The sequence below is a fragment of the Rhodococcus sp. JVH1 genome, assembly GCF_000280725.2.
In the GTDB taxonomy this organism is placed as follows: Bacteria; Actinomycetota; Actinomycetes; order Mycobacteriales; family Mycobacteriaceae; genus Rhodococcus_F; species Rhodococcus_F jostii_A.
Genome location: NZ_CP166289.1, coordinates 4231835 through 4256869 on the forward strand (window position 1 = coordinate 4231835; position 25035 = coordinate 4256869).

The window sequence follows — 25035 nt, forward strand, 5'->3', positions numbered from 1 at the left end:
GTGCCCCAGGACCGACCGTGGCATGCGCCTCCCGAGTAGTCTGTCTGGGCATGGCACGGGATGAGCGTGGTGTGACAGCCCAGAGTGAGGACTTCGCTGCCTGGTACAACGAGGTGGTCTTCAAGGCGGACCTGGTGGATCGAGGTCCGGCCAAGGGCACCATGGTGATCCGGCCGTACGGGTACCGGCTGTGGGAGCTGTTGCAGTCGGAGCTGGATCGTCGCATCAAGGACACCGGTCACGAGAACGCATACTTCCCGTTGCTGATTCCGGAGAGTTACCTGGGCCGGGAGGCCGAACACGTCGAAGGGTTCTCCCCGGAACTGGCGGTGGTCACCCATGCCGGCGGGAAGGTTCTCGAGGAGCCGTTGGTGGTGCGGCCGACGTCGGAGACGATCATCGGCGAGATGATGGCCAAGTGGATCAGCTCGCACCGCGACCTGCCACTGCTGTTGAATCAATGGGCGAATGTGGTGCGGTGGGAGCTACGGCCGCGAATGTTTCTGCGCACCACAGAGTTTCTGTGGCAGGAGGGTCACACCGCGCACGTCGACGAGGCGTCCGCCCGCCGCGAGACGATGCTGGCGCTGGACATCTACCACGAGGTGGCGCGTGAGTTGGCCGCGATCCCGGTCGTCCCGGGTGAGAAGACACCCGGCGAACGGTTCGCGGGTGCGGTGGCGACCTACACGATCGAGGGCATGATGCGGGACGGTCGTGCGCTGCAGTCCGGCACCTCGCATTACATGGGCACCAAGTTCGCGTCGGCGTTCGACATACGGTTCACCAGCGAGACTGGACGAGAGGAGTTGTGTCACACCACGTCCTGGGGGATGAGCACCCGGATGATCGGTGGCATCGTCATGACGCACGGCGACGACAAGGGCCTGGTGTTCCCGCCGCGGTTGGCGCCCCACCAGGTGGTGATCGTGCCGATCACCCGCGGCGGCAACGTCGCGGTCGAGGGCGCGGCCGACGAGTTGGCTCACCGCCTGCGGTCGGTGGGGGTACGGACCCATGTCGATGCCCGCCCCCACCTCACCCCGGGTTTCAAATACAACGAATGGGAGATGCGCGGCGTCCCGGTCCGGCTCGAGCTCGGCCCGCGAGATCTGGAGGACGGCACCGTGATGATGGTGAAACGACTCGGCGACGACGGTAAGCAGGCCGTGCCGATCGACTCCCTGCCCGAGGCCATGCCCGGGGTCCTGGACGACTTTCAGGCCTTCCTGCTCGCTCGCGCCACCGCGTTCCGTGACGGCCACGCCCGAACCGTCGACAACTGGACGGATTTCGAGGACGCGGTGTCGACCGGGTGGGCACTGGCCCTGCACTGCGGGATTGCCGCGTGCGAGGAGGAGATCAAGTCCCTCACCGCTGCCACCCCGCGATGTGTTCCCCTCGGCGGCGAACCGGAGACAGGTGTGTGCGTGCGATGCGGCGCGGCGTCGGCGTATGGCAAGCGGGTGATCTTCGGGCGCGCCTACTGACGGGACGCACGTACAGGGGTGGCTATCACCACCCCTCGGGGGACTATTCGAATGCCGGGCACTCGTCGGACGCTGGGGATCTCGAAAACCGACCACTCGGAGAGAGAAGTCCCTCGATCGAAAGGAATCCGTCGCATGCCCCGCATCCTCGGCACCACCGTCCCCGACGTCCACGAACACGATCCGCCGGGCGTGGCGTTGCCCGCCGTCGAATCCGTCCGGAAGGCGGTCCGTCACCACTGGGCCTTCGCCCGGATCGGCCTGTATCTGCTGCTCGCCTCCCTGCCGCTGCTCGCGATCTCGGCGCAGGTGTTCGGCGTCGTGCCGATGAATGCCACCGGTGCGCTGGTGATCATTCCGCTCGCCGCCACCCTCGCCGTGTTGTGCGTGTTCGCTCCGCACCCGATCGACCGCATCGTCGGCCACGGCCTCGGCTGGGGCATGTTCGCGTGTCTGGCCTACGACGTCTTCCGCCTCGACACCGTGTATCTGCTCGGGCTGTGGGGCGACTTCATTCCGAAAATGGGGACGTGGCTGCACTCGGGAACCGACACCCGGACCGGCGCGATCGTCGGCTACCTGTGGCGGTATCTCGGTGACGGCGGCGGCATCGGAATCGCCTTCTTCCTCGTCGCCCTCGCACTCGGCCTCCAGCATCGGTCGCGCCGCGTCGTCATCCTCGCGTTCGTCACCTTCGCGGTGTTCCCGGTGTGGGCCGGGCTCATCGGAACGGTCGCCCTGTCGCCACACGGACAGCACGACATGTTCCCGCTCACGCCGACGACGATCACGTTGTCGCTGATCGGGCACCTGATCTTCGGGCTCGTGCTCGGTCTCGGCTTCCTGCGTGCGCGGGGCCGCCTCGGCCAGCACTGGCCGTGGCCGCCGCTGCTCCCGGTGCGGTCGCGGGCCGGTGCGCCGCAGCCGCGCAGTGAGGCGCTGGTGCCCGCATGCGGCGAGTGCGGCGCGACCGAACGGTAGGACCCTCCGTAGGTGAGTGGCGAAGCGTGCCAGGGCACGCTTCGCCACTCACGTGTGGGTGAGGTGCCGGTCCTTCACCTTCCGGCCCACTGCCACGGACAGCAGCATCAGCAGTGCCGCCCCCACGAAGCAGGCGGCGTAACCGACGTGCGGGGCGAGTAGTGAGATGACGAACGGGACGGTGAAGCCGACGTAAATCAGGCAGTAGAACACCGCCACGGTCTGTGCGAGTTCGTCTGCCGGTGCCAGTCTTTCGACGGACGCCAGACCGGATCCGAGCAGGATGCCGTAGCAGGATCCGAGGAGGAAGGCCGCGACGACGATCGCGGCGACGGACAGCGCGCCGTCCGTGTATGCGACCACGGTCGCGGCGCCGAAGCCCAGCACCCCGAGGGTGATGCCGACCCGGATCCCGGCGGCGTCGTCCTGCTGCGACCACCGGCTGGCCCACGGCTGGATCATCGCCCCGGTGATCAGGGTCAGCGCCGCGACGAGCCCGGTGAAGGCCACCGACGTGGACCGCAGCGACTCGGAGACGAGCGGCGGAAGGGTCGCGAACGACATGGTCGCCACACCGAACACCCACGGTGCCCAGGGCGCGATGCCCCACCGGAACTGGGGTGTCGCCACCGCCGACAGGGGTGTGGCGGTGAGGTCGGTCGCCCGGGCCCGCACGTCGGGCACTGCCCACACCAGCGCCAGGGCCCCGAGCATCAACGCGATGTGGGCCAGGTACGGGAGCAGTTCGGGGGCGGGGAGCCACTGCGCGATCACGCCGGCGAACAGGGCTCCGCAGCCGAATCCCGCGGACAACGACACGGCGGCGCGGCGTGCACCCGCCCCGGCGGGCGCGGTGGAGCTGAGTTCTTTCATCCAGGCGGTTCCGGCGCCGAACGCCATGCCGGAGGCGAGTCCGGCCAGCACCCGGCCCAGGTAGAGCAGGTCGGGGACGGCGGCGCCCGCGATGAGGACGAGGGAGGAGACGATGCCGACGGGGATCATCGGGCGGATCACCGCGCGCCGGCCGTACCGGTCGGACACGCGCCCGAAGTACAGCAGGGCGGGTACCAGCCCGACGACGTACGACGCGAGTATCGCGGTGAACGAGCCGTTGCCGAGACCGAGATGTTCGCGGTAGACGAGCTGCATCGGGGCGAACTGGTTGGCACCCCAGCTGACCGCGAACAGCGCGGCGGCGAGGCGGACCCAGGGCGAAAGCATCACCTGATCCTCCCAGAGCCCGTAGAGCGGCGAAGTATCAACTCTTCACAGCTCGGGCGACGGTTTCCTGTGCACACTGGCCGTGTGCGGCGGGTGTGGGGGTGTCTAGCGTCGACCCCTGAGCACGAGCCGAGGAGGACATGTGTGGGGTAACGACGGCAGCTGGGTCGGCTCGGACGCGCAGACGATCGCCCGCGCGGTGACGAACCGGGAGGTGTCCGCGAGCGAGGTGCTCGACGACCACCTGGCGCACATCAAGGCCCGGAACCCGGAGCTGAACGCCGTCGTCACCGTCGCGGAGGATCAGGCGATCCGGGCCGCCGACGACCTCGACACCCGGATCGGCCGAGGGGAGGACGTCGGTCCGCTGGCCGGGGTCCCGTTCACCGTGAAGGACCTGATCGCGACCGCAGGTGTCCGGACGACGGCGGGCTCTCGCGCGCTCGAGCACAACGTGCCTTCTGTCGACGCGCCCGCGGTGGCCGCGATGAGGGCGGCAGGCGCGATTCTCGTCGGGAAGACGAACACCCCGGAGTTCGGGGCCAGCGGCCTGACACACAACGACCTGTTCGGGTACACCGTGAACCCGCTGCGGCCCGACGGTGTCGCCCGCTCCCCCGGCGGTTCGAGTGGCGGCGAGGCGGCAGCGATCGCGTCCGGGATGAGTGTCGTCGGTCTCGGCACCGACTTCGGCGGCTCGGTCCGCTGGCCCGCCCACTGCACGGGACTGCGGTCCGTGCGCCCGACGATCGGCCGGGTGGACCCCGACGGACAGTATCCCGGCGTCCCGTCGGGCGATCACTTGTTGACCAATCCGGCGACCATGCACGGCACACTGCAGACGATCGGCCCGATGGCGCGGACCCTGGACGACGTGGCGCTCGTGCTGCGGGTGCTCTCGTGTCGGCAGTATCGCTGGACGGACCCGGCTTCGGTGGACCTCCCGGGTCTCGACATCACGTGGGCGCCCGGTGACGGTACCGTCCCGGTCGACGAGGAGATTTTTGCGGCCGTCGCGGGCGCCGCCGGACGGCTCGGCGCCCGACCGTACCGGGGGGCGGCGCTGTCGGAGGGGAACGAGCTGTTCGGGACGTTGCGTTCGGTCGAAACCCACACCGACATCGAAGAACTCGGCACCGACTTCGGAACGAACATCGCCACGATGCTCGCCGACGCGCGGGACGTGGACCGGCGCCTGGTCGAGCGGCTGTGGGCGCAGCGAGCGGAACTCGTCCACCGATTGCTCGGCGAGATGGGCGACGTGCTCGTCCTTCCCGTCGCCTCCATCCCGGCGCCGCCTCTGGGCGAGGAACTGTTCGACGTCGGTGGGCACTCGCTCACGTGGTCTCAGGCCCTGGCGAGTTGCCGCGCGATCAGTGTGACGGGTCTGCCGTCCGTCGTCGTTCCGGTGGGAAGCACCCGGTCCGGGTTGCCGATCGGCGTGCAGGTCGTCGCGCGCCCGTGGTGCGAGCACGTGGCGTTGGCCGTGGCCGCCCGGTTGTGAGGCGACCACGGCCGACGCGGGTGTCAGATCACCCGGTCTCGCCGCAGGCCCGCGATGTCTTCGTCGCTCAGCCCGAATTCACCGAGCACCTCGGCCGTGTCCTGTCCCAGCACCATCGGCGGCGCATTCCGGATGGGCAGGGTCTCGTCGTCCACCCAGAACGGACCACGCACCAGCGGCACTTCACCGCCGTCAGGTGTGGCCACCGGCTGCACCATCTTCAGCGCCTGCACCTGAGGGTCGGCGAAGGCCTGATCGATCGTGTGGACGGGACCGCACGGGATACCCGCCGCGCGAATCGCCGTCACCCATTCGGCGGCCGGCCGCACGGACAGCAGTTCGAGGAGTTCCTTGGTGAGCCGATCGCGGTGCGCGAGTCGTGACTGGCCGGTGCGGTATTCGGGCCGGTCGGCGAGGTCGGGATCCCCGAGAACCTGGCACAGCGACTCCCAGTGCCGATCCGAGCCGGTCGCGATGATGATGGGAAAATCGGCCGTGTCGAACGTGCCGTACGGCGTGATCGTCGGGTGCGCGTTGCCGTTCGGCTCCGCGACGCGACCGGTGCTCAGGTAGTTCTGCGCCTGGAACGACATGATCGACAGGGCCGATTCGAGCAGCGACGTCTGCACGTGATGACCGGCGCCGTCACTGCCCCGCGACACGAGCGCCGCCGTGATGCCCAGTGCCGCATAGATACCGGACACCGTATCGATGATCGGGACGCCGACGCGCATCGGCGTGTGGTCGCCCGCGCCGGTCACCGACATCAGACCCGACATGCCCTGCGCCACCTGATCGAGTCCCGGCGAGAACTGCTCGGGTCCGGTCGGGCCGAAACCGCTGACACTCATGACGATCACGCCGGGATTGTCTTCGGCGAGCGACTCCTGATCGAGCCCCATGTCCGCGAGGACGCCGGGACGGAAGTTCTCGACGATGACGTCCACGTCGACGGCCATGCGGCGCAGCAGTTTCCGGCCCTGCTCGCTGCGCATGTCGAGCGCGACGGACCGTTTGCCGCGGTTGACGGAGGCGAAGTACAGGCTGTCGCTGCCGTCGAACGGCGGCCACTGACGGGAACTGTCGCCACCGGAACGGGTCTCGACCTTGATGATGTCAGCGCCGAAATCGGACAGCAGTGCCGTGCACAGCGGACCGGCGAGGGCCCGCGTGAGGTCGAGGACCCGGATTCCGCGGAGCAACTGATTCATGGTGGATCCTCGGTTCTCTGTGAAGGAGGGGGACCGTCCGAGAATTGCGGAGCCGCCGATCGATAGCGATGGCGAGAATGCACAAGCGGCCGCTGGGGATTTCGGCGCATTGTGTGCCGCGTCGGCCGGTCGCCTCCGGTTAGCGTGAGGGTCCCGACGAATCACCCGAGGAGTACGAGACGATGCGCGACATCCTGACGGGCCTGGAAGCGTGGTTCGACCGCGGCGAGAACTTCGCCCTCGCCACGGTGGTGCGCACCTGGAAGTCGTCTCCGCGGGCACCGGGCGCGGCGATGGCCGTGTCGCAATCCGGTGAGGTGCTCGGGAGTGTGTCCGGTGGGTGCGTCGAGAGCGCGCTGTACGAGACGGCGCGGGACGTGCTGGCCGACGGACGGAGCCGGACCGAGGTGTTCTGCGTGGCGGACGACGACGCGATCGGTGTCGGTCTGACGTGCGGCGGCACCATCGAGGTGTTCGTTCAGCGCATCGGGCACAACGACTTCCCCGACTTCGCGGATGTGGCGCGACGGATCCGCGGCGGTGAGTCGATCGCCGTCGTGACGGAGGCGGGCGACGGATCACGGACCCGGCGCTGCGTGATCACCGGGGACGGGCCCGCGGGCGAGCTCGACCTGCCCGAGACCGACGTCGCGAATGTCCGCCGTCGTCTCGACGCCGGTGAGTCGCTGGTGTATCAGCTGCAGTCCGAGACGGTGTGCATGGTCGAGATCTTCGCGCCCCCACCGCGGATGTACATCTTCGGGGCCATCGACTTCGCGGCGGCCATGTGCACGCTCGGCGCGTTCGCCGGCTACCACGTCACGGTGATCGACGCCCGCGCCGTGTTCGCGACGCGCGCCCGGTTCCCGGACGCCGACGACGTCGTCGTGATGTGGCCGCACCGGTTCCTCGAGACCGCGCCGGTCGACCACCGGACGGTCCTCGCGGTGCTCACCCACGACGAAAAATTCGACATCCCACTGCTGGAGCTTGCCCTGCGATCGGACGCCGCGTACATCGGCGCGATGGGCAGCCGGGCCACGCACGAGCGCCGGGTCGCGCGGCTGCGGGAACAGGGGACGACCACGGCGGAGCTGGCGCGGCTGCATTCCCCGATCGGCCTCGACCTGGGTGCCCGCACTCCCGAGGAGACCGCGGTGTCGATCCTCGCCGAGATGATGAAGACGACCCGGGGCACCACCGGGCTCGAGCTCCAGCAGCTGAGCGGTCCGATTCACCGTGACGCACCGGCCGGGACCGGCCGTCCGCTCGAGTGCACCGTGTGACCATCGTTTGACGGGTATTCGGGTCGAGACTTAAGGTCACACTTTCGCGCCATCCGGGGCGAGTATCGGATCAGGTGAGCAGGGTGTTGCAGTGACGGCGAGGGATGTCGGTAGTTCCGCTCCCGGGTTCCGCGCAGCCGCCGACATCGGCGACAGGCCTGGTCGGGACGTTGCGCCGCAATCGTTCGCCGACGTGCTGGTGTCCGATCTCCTCGTCTCCCCGACCCTCGTCGCCGGCGAAACCGGCACCTCGCGTGAGGTCTCGAACGTGGCCGTGATGGCGGTGCCGGACATCGGACCGTGGCTCCGGACCGGACAGTTGCTGATCACCACGTCCGCGGTTCTCAACCGACTGGCCGAGCCGATCGACGCGTTTCTCGCCCGGCTCGACAGGCGGGGCGTCTGCGGGCTCGCCGTCCGCCTCGACGACCCCGCCGCGACGCTGCCGGCCGAGATGTCCGATGCGGCCGACGAACTCGGGCTACCCGTCGTCGTGGTCGCGGACCTGTACTCGCAGACACACCCGCTGGCGGGTGCGCTCGCGGAGTTGTCGGCCCGGCAGGTCGACGCCGTGTTCGAGGCGGACCGGCTGCGGAGAGTGCTCGTCGACGTCGTGATGGCCGGTGGAGGGTTCGCCGAACTCGCCGTCGCCGTCCACGGCGAACTGGGCGGGGCCGTGCTGATCACGACACCCGACGGACGTCAGTTGTGCCGGGCCGGGGATCCGTCCGAGCTGAACCGGCTGGCGTCGAGTGCGGCGCTCGACTCCACCGGGCGGGTCCGCACCGATTCGACGGAGGGCGGGCTCGGCCTGCACCGGCTGGGCGACGAGTTCATCGCCGTCTCAGCGATTTCGGCCAACGGCATCGATCACGGGCGGCTGGTGCACTTCAGCACCGGGCACCCGCTGCGCAGCGAAGACCTGTATCTCGTCGAGCAGGCGGCGGCGGTGTGCGCCCTGGTGGTCGCCCGTGAACTGGTCGTGTCCTCGGTGGAGGAGAAGCATCGCGCGAACTTCGTGCGGGACCTGCTGCTCGGCCGCGGCGGCGAACACGAGCACGTCGTCGCGCACGCCAAGACGTTCGGCTGGGACCTGGACCGTCCCGTGGTCGTCGTGGTGATCCAACCCGATCCGGTCGGTGCGGACGAGCCGTCGATGCCTACCCGGATGCCGCTCGTCGAGCGACAGGCGCGGGCATTCACGAGTGCCGTCGCGGGCCGTGACACCGGTGCCGCGGTCACTGCGCTGGCGACGGAGACGGTGATCCTGATGGGGGTCGGCACCGACACGATGAACCTCGTCCACGAACTCGTCGCGTACGTGCGCGGCGACGGCGGCGGTGGGCGCAGGCCCTTCGGGGTGGGCGTGTCCCGGCCGACGGACTCGGTGGACGGCATCCCGGCCCTCTACGGCCAGGCCCGGACCGCGCTGAAGGTGGGACGGCAGATCACCGGCGCCTGGGCCGTGACACATTTCGACGATCTCGGTGTCTACCGGCTGCTGAGCCTCGTCGAGGACGACCGGGAACTGGAGTCGTTCGCCTCCGAGACCCTCCGCGAACTGACGGCCGACACACCCGAGGCGCAGGACATGCGGCGCACCCTCGAGGTGCTGCTCGCCACCAACATCAACATCGCCGAAACCGCACGTCAACTCCACTTTCACTACAACACCCTGCGGTACCGGGTGGTAAAGCTGGAGAAGATGCTCGGGTCGTTCACCGATCACCCCGAATTGCGCCTCGACCTGTCGCTCGCCCTCAAGATCATGGCGATGCGCGGCATCAATTCCTAAAGTTGCCAATTTCGCCGGGCACGCACTGGCAGATTCTTCTCACGCCGGGTGGCTGACGCTGTAATAACGTTTCCCTCCTATCGAGGTGCAACTGTGACATGCGGCACATCATCGAAGCTGGCCGGCGGCACTCCTGCACCGTCACCTGTCTGAAAGGTCCCCCTATGCCTATCTGGACACTGCACGGAGATGGCAAGACCATCGCGCCCGGGGAGGTCGTCGCCCCGAGCGAACGGCTCAGCTGGGGTCGCACGATCGGGCTCGGCGGGCAGCACGTGGTCTCGATGTTCGGGGCCACGTTCGTCTTCCCGATCATCATGGGACTCAATCCTCAACTGGCCGTAATGTTGTCGGGTTTCTGCACCCTCTTCTTCCTGTTGGTCGTCAAGGGCCGGATTCCCAGCTACCTGGGGACGTCGGCCGCGTTCGTCGGCGGCATCGCCGCCATCCGCGCCCAGGGCGGCACCTCCGCGCAGGTGACCGGGGCGATCCTGGTATCGGGTCTCGTGCTCGCCGGGATCGGCGTGCTGATCCACTTTCTCGGCGGCGGGGTGGTGTTCAAGATCCTGCCGCCCGTGGTCACCGGCGCCGTCGTCATGCTGATCGGGTTCAACCTGGCCCCGGTCGTGGCCGGAACGTACTGGCCGCAGGACCAGTGGGTCGCGCTGACGGTGATGGTCGTGCTGGTGGTGGCGAGCGTCGCGCTCCGCGGATTCCTCGGACGGGTCGCGATCTTCCTGACGCTGCTCTTCGGATACGTGCTGTCGTGGGTGCTCGACCTGACGACCGGCATGATCACGTCGTACGACCCGGTCGCAGGCGGAGTCACCGAGCACTTCCGCGTCAACTGGGACGGCGTCTCCTCCGCGTCGTGGATCGGACTTCCGCCGTTCTCCGACGAGGCGAACGGCATCGTGGGCATCCACGCGCCGTCGTTCAGCCTCACGTTCATCGTCCTCGTGCTGCCCGGTGTGATCGCCCTGATCGCGGAGAACGCAGGACACGTCAAGGCCGTCGCCGAGATCACCAAGACCGACCTCGACCCGATGATGGGACGCGCCCTGATCGGCGACGGCCTTGCCACGACAATCGCGACCAGCGTCGGCGGATCCCCCACGACGACGTACGCCGAGAACATCGGCGTCATGGCCGCGACGAAGGTGTACTCGACCGCCGCGTACGCCGCGGCAGGCGTCATCGCGATGCTGCTGGGCTTCTCCCCCAAGTTCGGTGCCGTCATCTCCGCGACCCCCGGTGGTGTGCTCGGCGGAATCACGGTGGTGCTCTACGGGATCATCGGCCTGCTCGGCGCGAAGATCTGGAAGGAGAACGGCGTCGACTTCGGCAACCCGCTCAACCTGATGCCCATCGCCGCCGGCCTGATCATCGCGATCGGTGACACCGAGCTGACCTTCACGGACAGTTTCTCCCTCAGCGGCATCGCGCTCGGCACGATCGTGGTGATCGGCATGTACCACCTGTGCCGGGTCATCGCCCCGAAGGACGCCCACGACGCGGGGGCCGGCGGTCACGCCCCGAAGCCCACCGCGGACGACGGAACGGCCCCGGATCGGGTCGGTCAGCTCACGTGATCTGCCATCGGGGGGACGTGAGTTTTGTCACTAGTTCACGAAACGTCGAGCGTACGATACGGGCAGGATCTGAGGAATGAAACCGTCGCCACTGACTTATCACCGACCTCGGTCGATCGACGAGGCCTGTCAGATCCTCGCGGACGTGGCTCACGAGGGAAAGGTGCTCGCGGGCGGGCAGTCGCTGATCCCGTTGCTCTCCATGCGGCTGGCCGCGCCGGCGCACCTCGTCGACATCGGATCGATCCCCCGGCTGGACGCGGTGTCGTCGTCACGCGAGCTCGGTGTCACGTTCGACGCACTGACCACCCACTCGGTGCTCGAAGCCGACCGCGGCGCCACCCAGGTGCAGCCGCTGATCGGCCGCGGACTGCGTCTCGTCGCGCACCCGACCATCCGTAACCGCGGCACGACGGTCGGCTCGATCGTCCACGCCGACCCGTCCGCCGAGATGCCGGCCGTGCTCGCGCTGCTCGGCGGCTCGGTCACCGTGCGTTCCGTGCGCGGGGTCCGGGAGATCCGCTCGACCGACCTGTTCGCCGGGCCGCTCGAGACGACGCTCGAGGCGGACGAGATCGCCACGAGTGTCACCGTCCCGGCCGCCGAGCCCGGTGTCGGGACGGCGATCGACGAGATCGCCCGACGGCACGGCGACTACGCACTCGTCGGGGTCGCGGCGCAGGTGCGGGTCGAAGGCGGTGCGGTCGCGGCGGCTCGGATGACGTACGTGTCGGCCGGCGAGCTCGGTGAGGTCGTCGACTACACGGACGTGCTGCGGGGTGCGTCCGCAACGGACGACCGGGACCCGTTGTGGCGGAATCTGTCCGAGTTCGCGCGGGAGCGAATCGACACCGAGCCCGACATCCACGCCACGGCGCGGTACCGGTCGCAGCTGGTGGCGGCGCTGACCGCCCGGGTCGGATTCGCGGCCGCGCAGGATGCAGTGCTCGACGGTGCCGCCGTGCACGCGTCGGCGGGAGGAAGGTGACCATGGCAAAGGCAACGCACAGCATCGACGAACAACTTGCCGGACTGCAGGAGGAGACGGGTGAACAGCACGTCGCGGTGACGTTCACGCTCAACGCGGTGACGCAGACGGTGGTGCTGCCGTCGCGCACCCTCGCGTCCGACGCGATCCGGCACCATCTGCGCCAGACGGGGACACACGTCGGCTGCGAGCACGGGGTCTGCGGCGCATGCACCGTGCTGCTCGACGGCAAACCCGTGCGGTCGTGCCTGGTGCTCGCGGCGAGCCTCGAGGGCCGGGAGGTCACCACCGTCGAGGGTCTCGTCGAACCCGACGGCACCCTGCATCCGGTGCAGCAGGCGTTCATCGACTGCCACGGCCTGCAGTGCGGATTCTGCACTCCCGGCTTCGTGACCACCATCGCAGCGTTCCTCGAGGAGAACGACTCGCCCACCCGCGAGGAGGCCACCGACGCGATCGCGGGCAACCTCTGCCGGTGCACCGGATATCAGAACATCAGGGCGGCAGTGCTGCGCGCCGCGGAGATCAAGCGCGAGCGTTCGGGCGAGTTCCCGCTCGGCGAGGACGACGAGTCGTCACGGGCCTCACTCGATCCGAAGGTCCGCGGCACGACCAACCCGGTCGGTGGAAGGGCAGGGCGAGCATGAGCGTCACGAAACCCCGCACCGAGCCCGCGCCCACCACGGGTGCCGACGCGCCCGCCGCGTCGGAGAAGTTGTTCGGCAAGCCGATTCCCCGCACGGAGGACGCCCGGCTCCTGTCCGGCAACGGCCGCTACCTCGACGATCTGGGTCACAACGCGCTCATCGCCGCGTTCGTCCGGTCACCGCACGCGCATGCCCGCATCACGGGGATCGACATCGATGCCGCGCTCGACCTGCCCGGTGTGCACGCGATCTACACGTACGACGACCTCGTGGACGACTCCCCGGAGATGGCGGAGAATCTCCCCCTCCTGATCCCGCATCCGGCGATCACCGCCCCGCGCAACGGGTATCCGCTCGCCAAGGACGAGGTGAATCATGTCGGCGAGGCGATCGCGATGGTGGTCGCCGACAACCGGTACGTCGCCGAGGACGCGTGCGCCAAGATCGACGTCACGTACGAGATGCTCCCACCGGTCGTGGGTATCGACGTGGCGCGGCAGGCGGACAACGCGGTGCACGCGGACGTCCCCGACAACGTCGCGGCGCACCTGCAGCACGGATTCGGCGACGTGGACGCGGAACTGGCGAATGCGCCGCACCGGCTGACGCTGAACCTCGAGATCGAGCGGTCGGCGTCGATGCCGATGGAGGGCAAGGGCGTCTACGCGCGCTGGGACACCGACGAGCAGGCGCTCACGTTCTGGACGTCCACGCAGACATCGACGTCGGCTCGCGCCGCGATCGCGGCACGACTGAAGATGGCGCACAACAAGGTCCACTGCATCGCGCCCGATGTCGGTGGCGGATTCGGCGTCAAGATCGTCCACCCGTGGCCGGAGGAGGTCATGGTCACCTGGGCAGCGCGGCGGCTCGGGACGGCGGGCATCTCGAGCGAGGTCAAATGGGTCGAGGACCGGCGCGAGCATTTCGTGTCGAGCGCGCACGAGCGCGGCCAGATCCAGGAGGTGACGGTCGGATTCGACGACGACGGCACACTCCTCGCGTTCGACTTCACGTTCTGGCACGACAACGGCGCCTACCTGCCGTACGGCATCATCGTCATGCTGAACACGTCGACGCAGGTGCTCGGGCCGTACAAGCCGAAATCGTTCCGGGTGGACGCGTACTCGCTCTACACGAACACCGTCATCGTCACGCCCTACCGCGGCGCCGGCCGACCGCAGGCCGTGTTCGCGATGGAACGGGCGATGGACGCGATCGCGAAATACCTCGGCAAGGACGTCATCGAGGTTCGCGAACACAACTTCATCCGGCCCGAGGAAATGCCGTACGACTTCCACCTCACCTTCCAGGACGGCCGCCCGCTGATCTACGACACCGGCGACTACCAGGCCGGGATCGACAAGCTCAAGAAGCTCATCGACTGGGACGGGTTCGCCGAGTACAAGAAACAGGCGAAGGCCGAAGGCCGGGCCGTGGGCATCGGGATCGGCGCCTACGTGGAAGGCACCGGACCGGGCCCGTACGAGGGCGCCCACGTCCTCGTCGAGACGTCCGGGAAGGTCAAGGCCGCAACGGGTCTGACCACCCAGGGGCAGGGCCACCAGACGGCGTTCGCGCAGATCGTCGCGGACGACCTCGGCGTGCCGGTCACCGACGTGGAGATCGTCACCGGCGACACCCGTCGATTCGGTTATGCCGTCGGCACGTTCGCGTCCCGCGGCGCCGTGATGTCCGGTTCGGCGTTCCACGTGGCCGCGCAGATGGTGGCGGAGAAGGCCCGCACGATCGCCGGTGAGGCGCTGAACCTCGACCCCGCCGAACTGGAACTTCGCGGTGGGCACGTGTGCAAGATCGGCACGCTGCCCGGCGTCGAGGGCACGTCCATCTCGCTGGGTGTGGTCGCCGTGCTGTCGAATCCGCTGCGCTACGCGTTCGACGACGCGTCGCGGCAGGCCACCGGATTCGCGAAAGCCGATACGGACATGACGATTCCGCCGGTCCGGGAGGGTGAACAACCCGGGCTCGAGGCCACCGGCTACTACTCGCCCCCGACGTCGACGTTCGCGTCCGGTGTGCACGCGGCGATCGTCGAAACCGATCCGGTGACGGCGGAGATCCACGTGCGGCGGTACGCCGTGATCCACGACTGCGGCAACGTCATCAACCCGCGGATCGTCGAGGGCCAGGTCATGGGCGCCGTCGCGCAGGGTGTCGGCGGCGCGCTGTACGAGAAGATCGTCTACGACGAGCACGGCCAGATGCTCAACGCGTCGTACATGGATTTCCTGATGCCGTTCGTCACCGAGATGCCCGACTCGCTCGAGATGGACCACACCGTCACCCCGTCCGGTCTCAATCCCCTCGGGATGAAGGGCGCAGGCGAGGCGGGCGTGATCCCGACGTCCGCCGTCATCGCGGCAGCGATCGAGGACGCCGAAGGCATCCCGATCGCCTCCATGCCGATATCCCCTTCAGAGTTGTTCGAGCTTCGCCTCGCACACGCGTCGTCACAGAGCAAGGAGAACGAATGAGAATCGCCGGCACCGCCCTACTGACGGCCCCACCGGAGGCCGTGTACGACAACCTGCAGGACGGACGGGTCCTCGCGGCGACCATCCCCGGGGTGCAGTCCCTCGAGCAACTCAGCGACAACCATTACAAGTTGTCCATCACCGCGGGTGTCGCGTCAATCAAGGGCACCTATGACGGCGAAGTGATTCTGTCGCAGCAGAATCGGCCCGAGTCGTTCGTGATGACGGCGTCGGGTGCGGGCGCTCCCGGCACCGTCAAGGCCGACGTGACGGTGCGGCTCGAGGAACGCGATGGCGGCACCCTGCTCAGTTACGACGCGGACGCCGCCGTCGGAGGCATGGTCGGCGGCGTCGGGCAGCGGATGATCACCGGCGTCGCGAAGAAGATGGCCGGGGTGTTCTTCAAGGGCATCGACGGCGTGATCGCCAACGGCATCCCGGCGGCCGAGGTCGCCGCGGCGGCCGGCGAGGCACCGGCGGTCGCCGGTGTCGCGGAGGCGGCCCCGGCTCCCGCGGCAGCCGCCGCGCGGGTGCGGGCGCCCGAGGGTGCTTCCACGACAACCGTTCTCGCGTCGGCCGCACTCGGCGCCGGCATCGCCCTCGCCGGTGTTCTCGTCGGCGGCATCCTCGTGCGGGGCACCTGCTCGAAGTAGCGTCGCGAACACCTCGTCACACAGCACCCCGAACCGTCCGGTTCGGGGTGCTGTCGTCTGTCCGGGCCATCCGGGCACGGGCAGCACCGAACGAGGACCGATGAGTTCGGCGATATGTGACAAAGAAACCGGGCGGCGGAAGCGGTGCAATTGCCTTACAGAGACGAGCCCAGGAGGAATCGTGGAATCCAGAAAGATTCGGGTCGGTATCGACACCGGCGGAACATTCACCGACGTCGTGGCTGTGGACGAGGAGTCCGGAGCCGTCGTCACCACCAAGACGCCCTCGACGCCTGCCGACCCGGCGCAGGGATTCCTCACCGGAATCGAGAAGGTGCTCGCCAAGCTCGGCGAGACCGGCGACGCGATCGGCGCCGTCAGCCACGGCACCACCGTCGCCACCAACAAGCTCCTCGAAGGCAAGGTCGAGAACCTCGGATTCATCACCACCGAGGGTTACGAGCACGTCCTCGAGATCGCCCGCCAGTCCGTCCCCGACGGCTACGGCAACTCCTACTTCTGGGTCAAGCCCGACCGCATCGTCCCCGCCGACCGCGTCCGCACCATCGGCGGCCGGCTCGCGTTCGACGGCAGCGAGATCCGCCCCCTCGTCGAGGACGACGTCCGCGAGGCCGCCCGGTTCTTCGCCCAGCGCGGCATCCGCACCATCGGCGTGTGCCTCATGCACTCCTACGCCGACCCCAGCCACGAGAACCGCGTCCGGGATCTTCTGCTCGAGGAATACCCCGAGGCCACGGTAAGCATCTCCAGCCAGGTGCTGCGCGAGTACCGCGAATACGAGCGGTCCATCACCACGCTGGTCGATGCGGCCGTGAAGCCGAACATCCGCAACTACGTGAACAACATCGCCAACCGGCTGCGCGAGTTCTCCTCCGACGAGGGCGAAGCACGCGACATACCGTTCTACGTGATGAAGTCGAACGGCGGCGTGCTCTCCGCCAAGGAGGTCGTGCACCAGCCGATCACGACGGTGCTGTCCGGCCCGGCGGCCGGCGCGCTCGGCGCGGCGCTCATCGCGAGTGTCGCGGGTGTCGAACAGGTCCTCACGTGCGACGGCGGCGGAACGTCGACCGACGTCACCGTCGTGGTCCGCGGTGAACCCGCGCTCACCACCGAGGGTCGGGTGGGGGCGTACCCGTCGAAGATCCCGATGATCGACGTCGTCACCGTCGGCGCCGGCGGCGGCTCCATCGCCTGGCAGACCCCCGAGGGCACGCTCCGCGTCGGACCGCAGTCGGCGGGTGCCGACCCCGGACCGCTCTGCTACGGCAAGGGCGGCAGCGAGCCGACGATCACCGACGCCCACGTGCTGCTCGGCCGCATCCCACCCCACCTGCTCGGCGGCGAGATCCCCCTCGACACCGAACTGGCCCGCAAGGGCGTCGAGCAGCTCGCCCACCAGCTGAAGCTCGACTTCGAGGCGTGCGCCACCGGCATCCTCGAGGTGTCCGCATGGAACCAGGCCAACGCGCTGCGGCAGATCACGGTCAAGCGCGGTCTCGACGTCCGCGACTTCACCCTGGTCACGTTCGGCGGCTCCGGTTCGCTGCTCGCCTGCCGGCTGGTCGACATCCTCGGTCTCAAGGACGTCCTCGTCCCGCTGAACCCGGGCAACGTGTCCGCATTCGGGCTGCTCACGGTCGACGTCCGCAACGATTACGTGCAGACCCACGTCTGCAGACACGACCGGCTGAAGATCGAGGAACTGCAATCGGGGCTGGACGCGCTCGCCGCGGAGGCGGAGCGCGCACTCGCCGACGAGGGCTTCGGCGAGGCCGAGCGCAAGTACGCGCGCTCGGCAGACCTCCGCTACCTCGGCCAGGCCTTCGAGGTGCGGGTGCCCGTCGGTGAGGGTCCCGTCACGCAGGAGTTGATGGACGACGCCGCGGACCGGTTCCACCAGGCACACAAGGAGCTGTACGGCTACGACTTCCGCGGCGACCCGCACCAGCACGTCGAGTGGGTCAACCTGCGCGTCAGCGGCATCGGCCCGATCAAGCGCCCGACCCTCAACGAGATCGCGGCAGGGACCGGAGCGGAGTCCGCCGTGACCGGCACCCGTCCGGCGTACTTCGACGAGTGGGTCACCACCCAGGTCTACGACCGGGCCCGGCTCGGTGCCGGCGACGTCCTCGAGGGTCCGGCGGTGATCGAGGAATTCAGCTCGACCATCCCCGTGCACCCCGGTTTCCGGGCGCGGATCGACACCTTCGGAAACATCCGCGTCACCAAGATCGCCGACTCGAACGGAGCGAACCGATGACCGTCACCACCGAACCCGTTGCAGTGCAGGCGGTCAAGCCCTACCGGCTGACCCCGGTCGACGGCACGACCCCCGACCCGGTGCTGGTGGAGATCGTCGCCGGCTACCTCGCCAGCGTCGAGATGGAGGTCGAGACGTCGATCTCGCGGACCTCCCGCTCCCCGATGATCCGCGACGCCCACGACTTCCGCGCCGGCATCCACGACCGAAACCTCCGGAAGCTCACGGGCCGTTCGTATTCGGCGCTGGTGCACCCGGTGGCCCGGGACTTCCCGCTCGACACGATGAAGCCCGGCGACGTCTACTTCCACAACGACGTCTACCTGTCCGAAGGCGGCATCGGCCACCTCCCCGACCTCTGCGTCACCGTCCCGGTGTTCGCCACCAGGCCGGGCGAGGAGGAACCGTCCGTCGTCGCGTTCGTGCAGGCGTTCGGCCACCACGACGACATCGGCGGCTGCTGCCCGGGATCGATGCCGTCGGGCGCGACCACGGTGTACGAGGAGGGCCTGATGGTCCCGCCGATCAAGCTGTGGGATCAGGGGGTGCCCAACGAGGCCGCACTGCGCATCATGACCCGCAACTCGCGGATGCCCGACGCGCTGGCCGCCGACCTCGACGCCGAGTGCTCGGCCTGCCTCATGGGGGCCCGTCGCCTCACCGAGCTGTTCGAGCGGTACGGCTGCGACACCGTCGAGGCCTGCTTCGACGCGATGATGGACGCGACCACCGAGACGTACCGGCGGGAAATCCTCAGCAAGATCCCGAAGGGCGAGTACACGTGGGAGGACTACGCCGAACACGACGGCGTCGACGAGCCCATGCTGCACCGGCAGCGGATCACGCTCACCAAGACCGGCCCGGAGGACGAGGGCGGCGAACGCCTCATCCTCGACTTCAACGGCACGGGCCCGCAGGCCAAGGGTCCCATCAACCACTGCGGTGACTACGCCGACGGCAACTTCCTCATCAAGTGGCTCGCGCCGATCCTGCGCAACCTCGCCGACAGTCCCGAGCGGATGGCGGAACTCGACGTCAACGAGGGTGTCGTGCCGTTGATCGAGATGAAGTTCCCGGAGAAGGGCACGCTGATCACCCCGATCTTCCCGGCGCCCACCAACGCCCGGACGTTCGTGATCCTGCGACTGCTCGGCGTGCTCGCCGGCGTCGTCGCGAAAGCCGTCGACGGGAACATGCCCGCCGACCAGGAGACCATCCGCTACACGGGGGTGTACGGCGAGGACTTCGACGGGCACTCCTACCTGATGCGGGAGGTGCTCGGCGGCGGGTCCGGCGGCAGGCACTACGCGGACGGGGAGGACACCATCCACGTCGTTCCCGACTCGCGGAACCTGCCGACCGAATTCACCGAGAGCCGGTTCCCGTTCATCGTCGAGAAGCTCGGCCTGGCGAAGGACTCCGGCGGCGCCGGACGCTACCGCGGCGGCCTCGGCTACGAGAAGCACATCCGGATGCTCAAGGACGCGAACTTCATGTCCATCGCCGACCGGTCGATCCTCTCCTGCTGGGGAGTCAAGGGCGGCAAGGCCGGACGCCCCTTCTCGGTGGTCCTCGACCCCGGCGGACCGAACGAGCGCGAGTTCGACGCGCTGACCGACGCCGAACCGATCAAGGCCGGTGAAGTGGTGCGCATCCGCACCACCGGTGGCGGCGGCTGGGGCGACCCGCTCGACCGTCCGATCGAGGAAGTCGTCCGGGACGTGCTGTGGGGCAAGGTGTCCGCGGAGGGTGCACGCGTCGACTACGGTGTGGTGCTGGCGTCGTCGACCGGGGAACCGGTCGCGGACATCGACGCCACCGAGGCCCTGCGTGAGCAGCTGCGCGCGGACCGCGGCCTCGACGAGCCCTTCTTCGACCGCGGTCCCGGCTACGAACGTCTGTCCGGCGGAGCGAAGTTCGCCGAGTTCGACTTCATCGACCGGTGATCCGATGACCGAGTCACTCTCCCGCGGCGCCGAGATCGCCGTCATCGGCGCCGCGGGGAAGACCGGAGCCGCCGTCGTGGCGGCGCTCGAGGGACTCGACGACGTACGCCGGGTGGTGCACACCGCCCGGCGTGCCGGTGATTTCGCCGTCGACCTCGAAACGGGTGCGGGACTGGACAAGGCGCTGTCGGGTTGCCGGGGCGTGTACTTCATCGCCCCCAACGTGCACCCCGACGAGCCGGCGCTGCTGCGGAACACGATGCGCGCCGCAGCGTCAGTGGGCGTCGATCACCTCGTCTACCACTCCGTGGCCTGGCCGTACACCCCGCTCATGCCCCACCACGTCGACAAGGCGCGGTGCGAGGACGAACTCCGGACGTTCGGCGGGCTCCGGTGGACGGTCCTGCAGCCGTGCGCCTACGCCGAGAATTTCGGGGCGGTGCTGGCGGGCACGGCGACGACCGTCGAACTGCCCTACAGCCCCGAGGCGGCGTTCTCGTTCGTCGCACTCGCGGACGTCGCCGAGGTGGGCGCGCGAGTGCTGGTGGAGGGCCCGGACATCCACCACGGCGCCACCTACGAACTCGGCGGCCCGGAGGCCCTCAGCGTGCGGGACCTGTGCGACCGGGCGGGTGGCCCGGTGTCGGTGAAGCAGGTGTCCGTCGACGAGTGGATGTCGCGGCACGGGCGGGACCTGACGGACGACGGTCGCGCCCGGTTGTCCGCGATGTTCGAGTTCTACGACCGGTACGGGTTCCTCGCGGGCGGCGCGATGTTCGAGTCGCTGCTCGGGCGTCCGCCCACCCCCGCCATGTGAGTGGCGAAGCGTGCCGGGGCACACTTTGCCACTCACCTGGGGTCAGACGCCGATCCGGCCGCCCGACTTCCACACCGCCACGACGGCGGGACGCGGCTGCGCGTCGCCGCCGTCGGGCCAGTGCGACGCCGGGTTGTCGGCGCTGGCGTCGTCCAGTTCACCCGGGTGCTGCACGCACACCGTGACCCGCTGCTCGCCGACGATCGGACCGCACGTCTCGGCGCCCTTGGGCACGGTGAGGAACTGCTTGGTCTCCCCGCGGTTCGGGCCCTCGAGGACGACGCTGAACAGGCCGTCGTTGGACTTCAGCGCGTTGCCGTCGGTGGAGATCCACAGGTTGCCGTGCGGATCGAACGCCAGGTTGTCGGGGCAGGAAATCGGGCTGACGCTCGCCTTGTCGAAGCCGCCGAAGTAGGTGTCGGCCTCCGTCGGGTCACCGCACACGAGCAGCAGGTTCCACGTGAACGCGGTGCCGGCGTGGTCGTCGGTGAGTTCGAGGACCTGGCCGTTCTTGTTGTTGTTCCGCGGGTTGGCCTCGTCGGCGGCCGCCGCGCCGTCGACGCCGCGCTTGGTGTTGTTGGTCAGTGCCACGTACACCTTGCCGGTCGTCGGGCTGGGTTCGAAGTCCTCGGGACGGTCCATCTTGGTGGCACCCACCTTGTCGCCGGCCTGACGGGTGAACACCGCCACCTCCTCGGCGCTCATGCCGTCCACGAGCGACTCGCCCCGGCCGTCCTCGCCGGTGCGCAGCAGCGGGATCCACTCGCCGGTGCCGTCGAACGTGCCGCTCGACGGCAGCGTGCCCGACCCGTCGATTTCGTCCGCCGAGTTGCCGCTGAACTTTGCGACGTACAGGGTGCCCGCGTCCAGCAGCGTCATGTTGTGGCGCAATGCGGCCTGGCTCCTGCCGTCCATCACCTTGCGGCTGGAGACGAACTTGTACATGTAGTCGAATCGTTCGTCGTCACCGCTGTACGCCACGACGGTGCCGTCCTCGGTGACGTGGATGGTGGCGGCCTCGTGCTTGAACCGGCCCAGTGCCGTGTGCTTGACGGGTGCGGACGTCGCGTCCCACGGATCGACCTCGACGACGTAGCCGAAGCGGTTCACCTCGTTCGGCTCCTGGGCGAGGTCGAAACGCTTGTCGAACCGTTCCCACTTGCGTTCGGACGCAGCACCTTCCACGCCGTACCGCTTCAGCCGTGCGGCGACGGCGGGGTCGGTGACCAGTTCGGCGTTCGCGAAGTACTGGTTGAAGTTCTCCTCCCCCGACAGCACCGTGCCCCACGGGGTGACGCCACCCGAACAGTTGTTCAGCGTGCCGAGCACCTTCGTGCCCGTCGGGTCCGCGGACGTCTTCAGGAAGTCGCTGCCCGCGGCAGGGCCGGTGACGACGAATTCCGTCGTCGCCGTGATGCGCCGGTTGTACGGTCCGAACTCGGGAGTGAGCGCGCCGGAGGCGGATTCGCCCTTCACCTGCACCACGGACAGCCCGTGGGCGGCGAGCGCGGTCTGGAACTGCTCCGGCGACGGGTTCTCGGCGTCGTAGCCCGTGAACATGAACGGCTCGGTGGTGTACTCGTGGTTGACCACCAGCAGGAAGGCGTTCGGCTGCCCCTCGACCGGCAGGAGTCCGGCGAAGTCGTTGTTGAACCCGAACTGCTGCGCCTGCGCCTGGGCGGTCTGGTTGTCGAAGTCGAACGCGGGAGCCCCGGGCAGCACCGGGTCGCCCCAGCGGATCACCACGGCCTGCTCGTACCCGTCGGGGACGACGAGGGCGTCCTCGGTGTTGGGGGCGACGGCGTCGAAGTTCGTTCCGGCTGGTGCGGAACCGTCCGAACCGTCCGAACCGGAGACGCTTCCGTTGCCGGAGTCGTCCGAGCAGGCCACCAGCGCACTGCCCGCGCCGACGGCGAGGACGGCCATCCCGGTCCCGCGCAGCATCCCGCGCCGCGACAGGGCGGTACGGGCGATGTCACGGAAGTATTCGCCGTACGAGGTGTTGGGCACGTCGTGGGAGCACGCGTTTCCGCACTTGTACTGACAGGTGACGGATGCGCGCGAAGACACGCCGTCGTGATTGACGAACAGTGCGAGGGGTTTCAAACTCACCGTGGCTCCCGATTCGAATGTGGACAACTCCGGCACCGTAGAAGTCGTAAGCGAGACGAAGGGAACGTGCGTGTGAACATGCGGACAACGAGGTGACCCTAAGTTCTGGCAGAAATTGCTTCTAGCCAGCAGCCCGGCAGCCGTGCACCATTGAAAGATGGACCCCGTCGAAGCGCTGCGGGAAATTGCGTTCTGGCTCGAGCGCTCGCGTGACGAGGCACCGAGGATCGCCGCATTCCGGCGGGCGGCCGACGTGCTGACGTACGCGGACGAGGACGAACTGGCCGACCTGGAGGAGCGCGGCTGGGTGTCGCCACCCGACATCGGGTCCGAGGCCGCCGCGATCATCCGTGAGTGCGCCGAGTCGGTGCCGCTGTATCTGATGTACCTGCGCAATGCGGCCGAGCCGATCGGCCTCGGCGGGACCGAACTGCTCGACGCCCTCCGCGGCGACCTGCACACCCATTCCGACTGGTCGGACGGCCGGTGCCCGATCCGGGAGATGATGCGCCGCGCGGCCGCCCTGGGCCACGAGTACTGCGCGATCACCGATCACTCGCCGCGGCTGACGGTCGCGAACGGGATGTCGTCGGAGCAACTGCTCTCCCAGCTGAGCGTCGTCGCCGAACTGAACGCGGAACTCGCGCCGTTCCGCGTGCTCACCGGCATCGAGGTCGACATCCTCGACGACGGCTCCCTCGACCAGGACGAGGACCTGCTCGCCGACCTGGACATCGTGGTGGCCAGCGTGCACTCGCACCTGGACACCGACCGTGCGACGACGACCAAGCGGATGCTGCAGGCCGTGAAGTCCCCGCACGTCGACGTGCTCGGGCACTGCACCGGCCGGCTCGTCGAGGGTGCGCGGGGACCGCGGCCCGAATCGAAGTTCGACGCGGAACGGGTGTTCGAGGCGTGCCGTGAGTACGGCACCGCGGTCGAGATCAACTCCCGCCCCGAGCGCCGCGACCCGCCGGGACGCCTGATCGACCTCGCACTGAACAGCGGGTGCAAGTTCTCCATCGACACCGACGCGCACACCACCGGTCAGCTCGCCTGGCAGGGCTACGCCTGCGAGCGCGCCGCCGAACGCGGAGTCGAGCCGTCGGACGTGATCAACACCCTGCCCGTGGCCGAATTGCTGGAGTGGGCGGGAACACCGATCCGGCAATGATCCGCGTCGGCATCGTTGCGCTCGCAGTGTTCGCTCTGCTGGTCGCCGCGGTGTGGGTGTTGCAGCGGCGACTGATCTACTACCCCGACACCTCGCCGGTGCCGCCTGCCGACCGACTGATCGCCGGGGCCGAGGACATCACGCTGACCACGTCGGACGGCCTCGAACTCGGTGCCTGGTACGTCCCACCCGCGAGCGGGGACCCGCGCATGACCGTCCTCGTGGCCGCCGGGAACGCCGGCAACAGGGCCGACCGCGCGCTGCTGGCGTCGGACCTCGCCGCCGCCGGTTTCGCCACACTGCTCTTCGACTACCGCGGGTACGGCGGCAACCCCGGCCACCCCGGCGAGGACGGGCTGGCACTCGACGTCCGAGCGGCCCACCGGTACCTCGTCGACGAACGTCGCGTGCCGCCGGAGCGGCTGCTCTACTTCGGGGAAAGCCTCGGCACCGGCGTCGTCACCGAACTCGCCACCGAGCATCCGCCTGCGGGCCTGTTGCTTCGGTCGCCGTTCGTCGACCTCGCGTCCGTCGGCGCCCGGCACTACCCGTTCCTGCCGGTCCGGCTGCTGCTGCGCGACCGATTCCCCGTCGCGGAGTACGTCGCACGCATCGATGTGCCGACCACCGTGGTCTACGGCACCGCCGACAGCGTCGTCCCCCCGGACCAGAGCGCACGCGTGGCGGATGCGACGCGCGGTCCCGTCGAAACCGTCGTGCTGCAAGGGGCGGGGCACAACGACGACGTGATGTTCGGGGGCGCGGAGATCGTCCGCGCCACCGCCGATCTGGCCGCGAGGGCGCTCCGCGCCCCGTGAGTGGTTGACGAGTCTCTGGAC

At 68.7% G+C, this 25035-nt stretch carries 18 protein-coding genes; 15 read left to right on the plus strand and 3 right to left on the minus strand.

From position 1 onward, the window contains the following. Positions 1 to 50 precede the first annotated feature (50 nt). A complete protein-coding gene (proS, locus tag JVH1_RS19530; RefSeq protein WP_043780156.1) occupies positions 51 to 1490 on the plus strand; it encodes a proline--tRNA ligase in 1440 nt (479 codons plus the stop codon). A gap of 135 nt (positions 1491 to 1625) precedes the next feature. Further along, positions 1626 to 2471, plus strand: a complete 846-nt coding sequence (locus JVH1_RS19535; protein WP_009476499.1) for a hypothetical protein — start codon at positions 1626 to 1628, stop codon at positions 2469 to 2471. 48 nt (positions 2472 to 2519) lie between these two features. Here the strand turns inward: JVH1_RS19535 and JVH1_RS19540 are convergent, their stop codons facing one another. Continuing rightward, a complete protein-coding gene (locus tag JVH1_RS19540; protein WP_009476498.1) occupies positions 2520 to 3692 on the minus strand; it encodes an MFS transporter in 1173 nt (390 codons plus the stop codon). A gap of 142 nt (positions 3693 to 3834) precedes the next feature. Between JVH1_RS19540 and JVH1_RS19545 the strand changes: the two genes are divergently transcribed. Next, positions 3835 to 5196: an amidase gene (locus JVH1_RS19545; protein WP_009476497.1), complete on the plus strand. Its 1362-nt coding sequence runs from the start codon at positions 3835 to 3837 to the stop codon at positions 5194 to 5196. Between the two features lie 23 nt (positions 5197 to 5219). Here the strand turns inward: JVH1_RS19545 and JVH1_RS19550 are convergent, their stop codons facing one another. Next, positions 5220 to 6407, minus strand: a complete 1188-nt coding sequence (locus JVH1_RS19550; protein WP_009476496.1) for a CaiB/BaiF CoA-transferase family protein — start codon at positions 6405 to 6407, stop codon at positions 5220 to 5222. A gap of 182 nt (positions 6408 to 6589) precedes the next feature. Between JVH1_RS19550 and JVH1_RS19555 the strand changes: the two genes are divergently transcribed. The 10 genes from JVH1_RS19555 to JVH1_RS19600 all read left to right on the plus strand — a co-directional run bounded on the left by JVH1_RS19555 (position 6590) and on the right by JVH1_RS19600 (position 20910). Continuing rightward, the gene (locus tag JVH1_RS19555; protein ID WP_009476495.1) at positions 6590 to 7693 is read left to right on the plus strand and encodes an XdhC family protein; all 1104 of its coding nucleotides are present in this window, start codon (positions 6590 to 6592) and stop codon (positions 7691 to 7693) included. Between the two features lie 91 nt (positions 7694 to 7784). Next, positions 7785 to 9488 carry a PucR family transcriptional regulator gene (locus JVH1_RS19560; protein ID WP_009476494.1) on the plus strand — a complete coding sequence of 568 codons (1704 nt, stop codon included), beginning with the start codon at positions 7785 to 7787 and terminating at the stop codon, positions 9486 to 9488. Positions 9489 to 9652: 164 nt separating this feature from the next. Beyond that, a complete protein-coding gene (locus JVH1_RS19565; RefSeq protein ID WP_043780154.1) occupies positions 9653 to 11080 on the plus strand; it encodes a uracil-xanthine permease family protein in 1428 nt (475 codons plus the stop codon). Between the two features lie 76 nt (positions 11081 to 11156). After that, entirely contained in the window at positions 11157 to 12068 is a 912-nt protein-coding gene (locus JVH1_RS19570; RefSeq protein ID WP_009476491.1) for a xanthine dehydrogenase family protein subunit M, read from the plus strand. Positions 12069 to 12070: 2 nt separating this feature from the next. Then, on the plus strand, positions 12071 to 12715 hold the full coding sequence (locus tag JVH1_RS19575; RefSeq protein WP_009476490.1) for a (2Fe-2S)-binding protein: 645 nt from the start codon (positions 12071 to 12073) through the stop codon (positions 12713 to 12715). Further along, entirely contained in the window at positions 12712 to 15210 is a 2499-nt protein-coding gene (cutA, locus tag JVH1_RS19580) for an aerobic carbon-monoxide dehydrogenase large subunit (protein WP_009476489.1), read from the plus strand. Before JVH1_RS19575 ends, cutA begins: the two co-directional genes overlap by 4 nt. Beyond that, positions 15207 to 15863, plus strand: coding sequence for a carbon monoxide dehydrogenase subunit G (locus JVH1_RS19585; RefSeq protein ID WP_009476488.1), 657 nt, complete (start codon positions 15207 to 15209; stop codon positions 15861 to 15863). The genes cutA and JVH1_RS19585 overlap by 4 nt, the downstream gene beginning before the upstream one ends. A gap of 181 nt (positions 15864 to 16044) precedes the next feature. Then, positions 16045 to 18147, plus strand: a complete 2103-nt coding sequence (locus JVH1_RS19590) for a hydantoinase/oxoprolinase family protein (RefSeq protein ID WP_009476487.1) — start codon at positions 16045 to 16047, stop codon at positions 18145 to 18147. Next, entirely contained in the window at positions 18144 to 20093 is a 1950-nt protein-coding gene (locus JVH1_RS19595) for a hydantoinase B/oxoprolinase family protein (RefSeq protein ID WP_009476486.1), read from the plus strand. Before JVH1_RS19590 ends, JVH1_RS19595 begins: the two co-directional genes overlap by 4 nt. A 4-nt stretch (positions 20094 to 20097) precedes the next feature. After that, positions 20098 to 20910, plus strand: coding sequence for an NmrA family NAD(P)-binding protein (locus JVH1_RS19600; protein ID WP_009476485.1), 813 nt, complete (start codon positions 20098 to 20100; stop codon positions 20908 to 20910). A 42-nt stretch (positions 20911 to 20952) separates the two neighbouring features. On the opposite strand, the gene JVH1_RS19605 is transcribed toward JVH1_RS19600, so the two are convergent. Then, entirely contained in the window at positions 20953 to 23022 is a 2070-nt protein-coding gene (locus tag JVH1_RS19605; RefSeq protein ID WP_043780197.1) for a PhoX family phosphatase, read from the minus strand. 157 nt (positions 23023 to 23179) lie between these two features. On the opposite strand from JVH1_RS19605, the gene JVH1_RS19610 reads away from it, so the two are divergent. Then, positions 23180 to 24196 carry a PHP domain-containing protein gene (locus JVH1_RS19610; RefSeq protein ID WP_009476483.1) on the plus strand — a complete coding sequence of 339 codons (1017 nt, stop codon included), beginning with the start codon at positions 23180 to 23182 and terminating at the stop codon, positions 24194 to 24196. Then, positions 24193 to 25014: an alpha/beta hydrolase gene (locus JVH1_RS19615; RefSeq protein WP_043780152.1), complete on the plus strand. Its 822-nt coding sequence runs from the start codon at positions 24193 to 24195 to the stop codon at positions 25012 to 25014. The genes JVH1_RS19610 and JVH1_RS19615 overlap by 4 nt, the downstream gene beginning before the upstream one ends. Positions 25015 to 25035 lie beyond the last annotated feature (21 nt).

Excerpts from the sequence above, each read along its gene's own strand:
- proS (WP_043780156.1), top strand. The coding sequence starts at position 51 with ATGGCACGGGATGAGCGTGGTGTGACAGCCCAGAGTGAGGACTTCGCT.
- JVH1_RS19535 (WP_009476499.1), top strand. The coding sequence starts at position 1,626 with ATGCCCCGCATCCTCGGCACCACCGTCCCCGACGTCCACGAACACGAT.
- JVH1_RS19540 (WP_009476498.1), bottom strand. The coding sequence starts at position 3,692 with ATGCTTTCGCCCTGGGTCCGCCTCGCCGCCGCGCTGTTCGCGGTCAGC.
- JVH1_RS19550 (WP_009476496.1), bottom strand. The coding sequence starts at position 6,407 with ATGAATCAGTTGCTCCGCGGAATCCGGGTCCTCGACCTCACGCGGGCC.
- JVH1_RS19555 (WP_009476495.1), top strand. The coding sequence starts at position 6,590 with ATGCGCGACATCCTGACGGGCCTGGAAGCGTGGTTCGACCGCGGCGAG.
- JVH1_RS19565 (WP_043780154.1), top strand. The coding sequence starts at position 9,653 with ATGCCTATCTGGACACTGCACGGAGATGGCAAGACCATCGCGCCCGGG.
- JVH1_RS19570 (WP_009476491.1), top strand. The coding sequence starts at position 11,157 with ATGAAACCGTCGCCACTGACTTATCACCGACCTCGGTCGATCGACGAG.
- JVH1_RS19575 (WP_009476490.1), top strand. The coding sequence starts at position 12,071 with ATGGCAAAGGCAACGCACAGCATCGACGAACAACTTGCCGGACTGCAG.
- cutA (WP_009476489.1), top strand. The coding sequence starts at position 12,712 with ATGAGCGTCACGAAACCCCGCACCGAGCCCGCGCCCACCACGGGTGCC.
- JVH1_RS19585 (WP_009476488.1), top strand. The coding sequence starts at position 15,207 with ATGAGAATCGCCGGCACCGCCCTACTGACGGCCCCACCGGAGGCCGTG.
- JVH1_RS19595 (WP_009476486.1), top strand. The coding sequence starts at position 18,144 with ATGACCGTCACCACCGAACCCGTTGCAGTGCAGGCGGTCAAGCCCTAC.
- JVH1_RS19600 (WP_009476485.1), top strand. The coding sequence starts at position 20,098 with ATGACCGAGTCACTCTCCCGCGGCGCCGAGATCGCCGTCATCGGCGCC.
- JVH1_RS19610 (WP_009476483.1), top strand. The coding sequence starts at position 23,180 with ATGGACCCCGTCGAAGCGCTGCGGGAAATTGCGTTCTGGCTCGAGCGC.
- JVH1_RS19615 (WP_043780152.1), top strand. The coding sequence starts at position 24,193 with ATGATCCGCGTCGGCATCGTTGCGCTCGCAGTGTTCGCTCTGCTGGTC.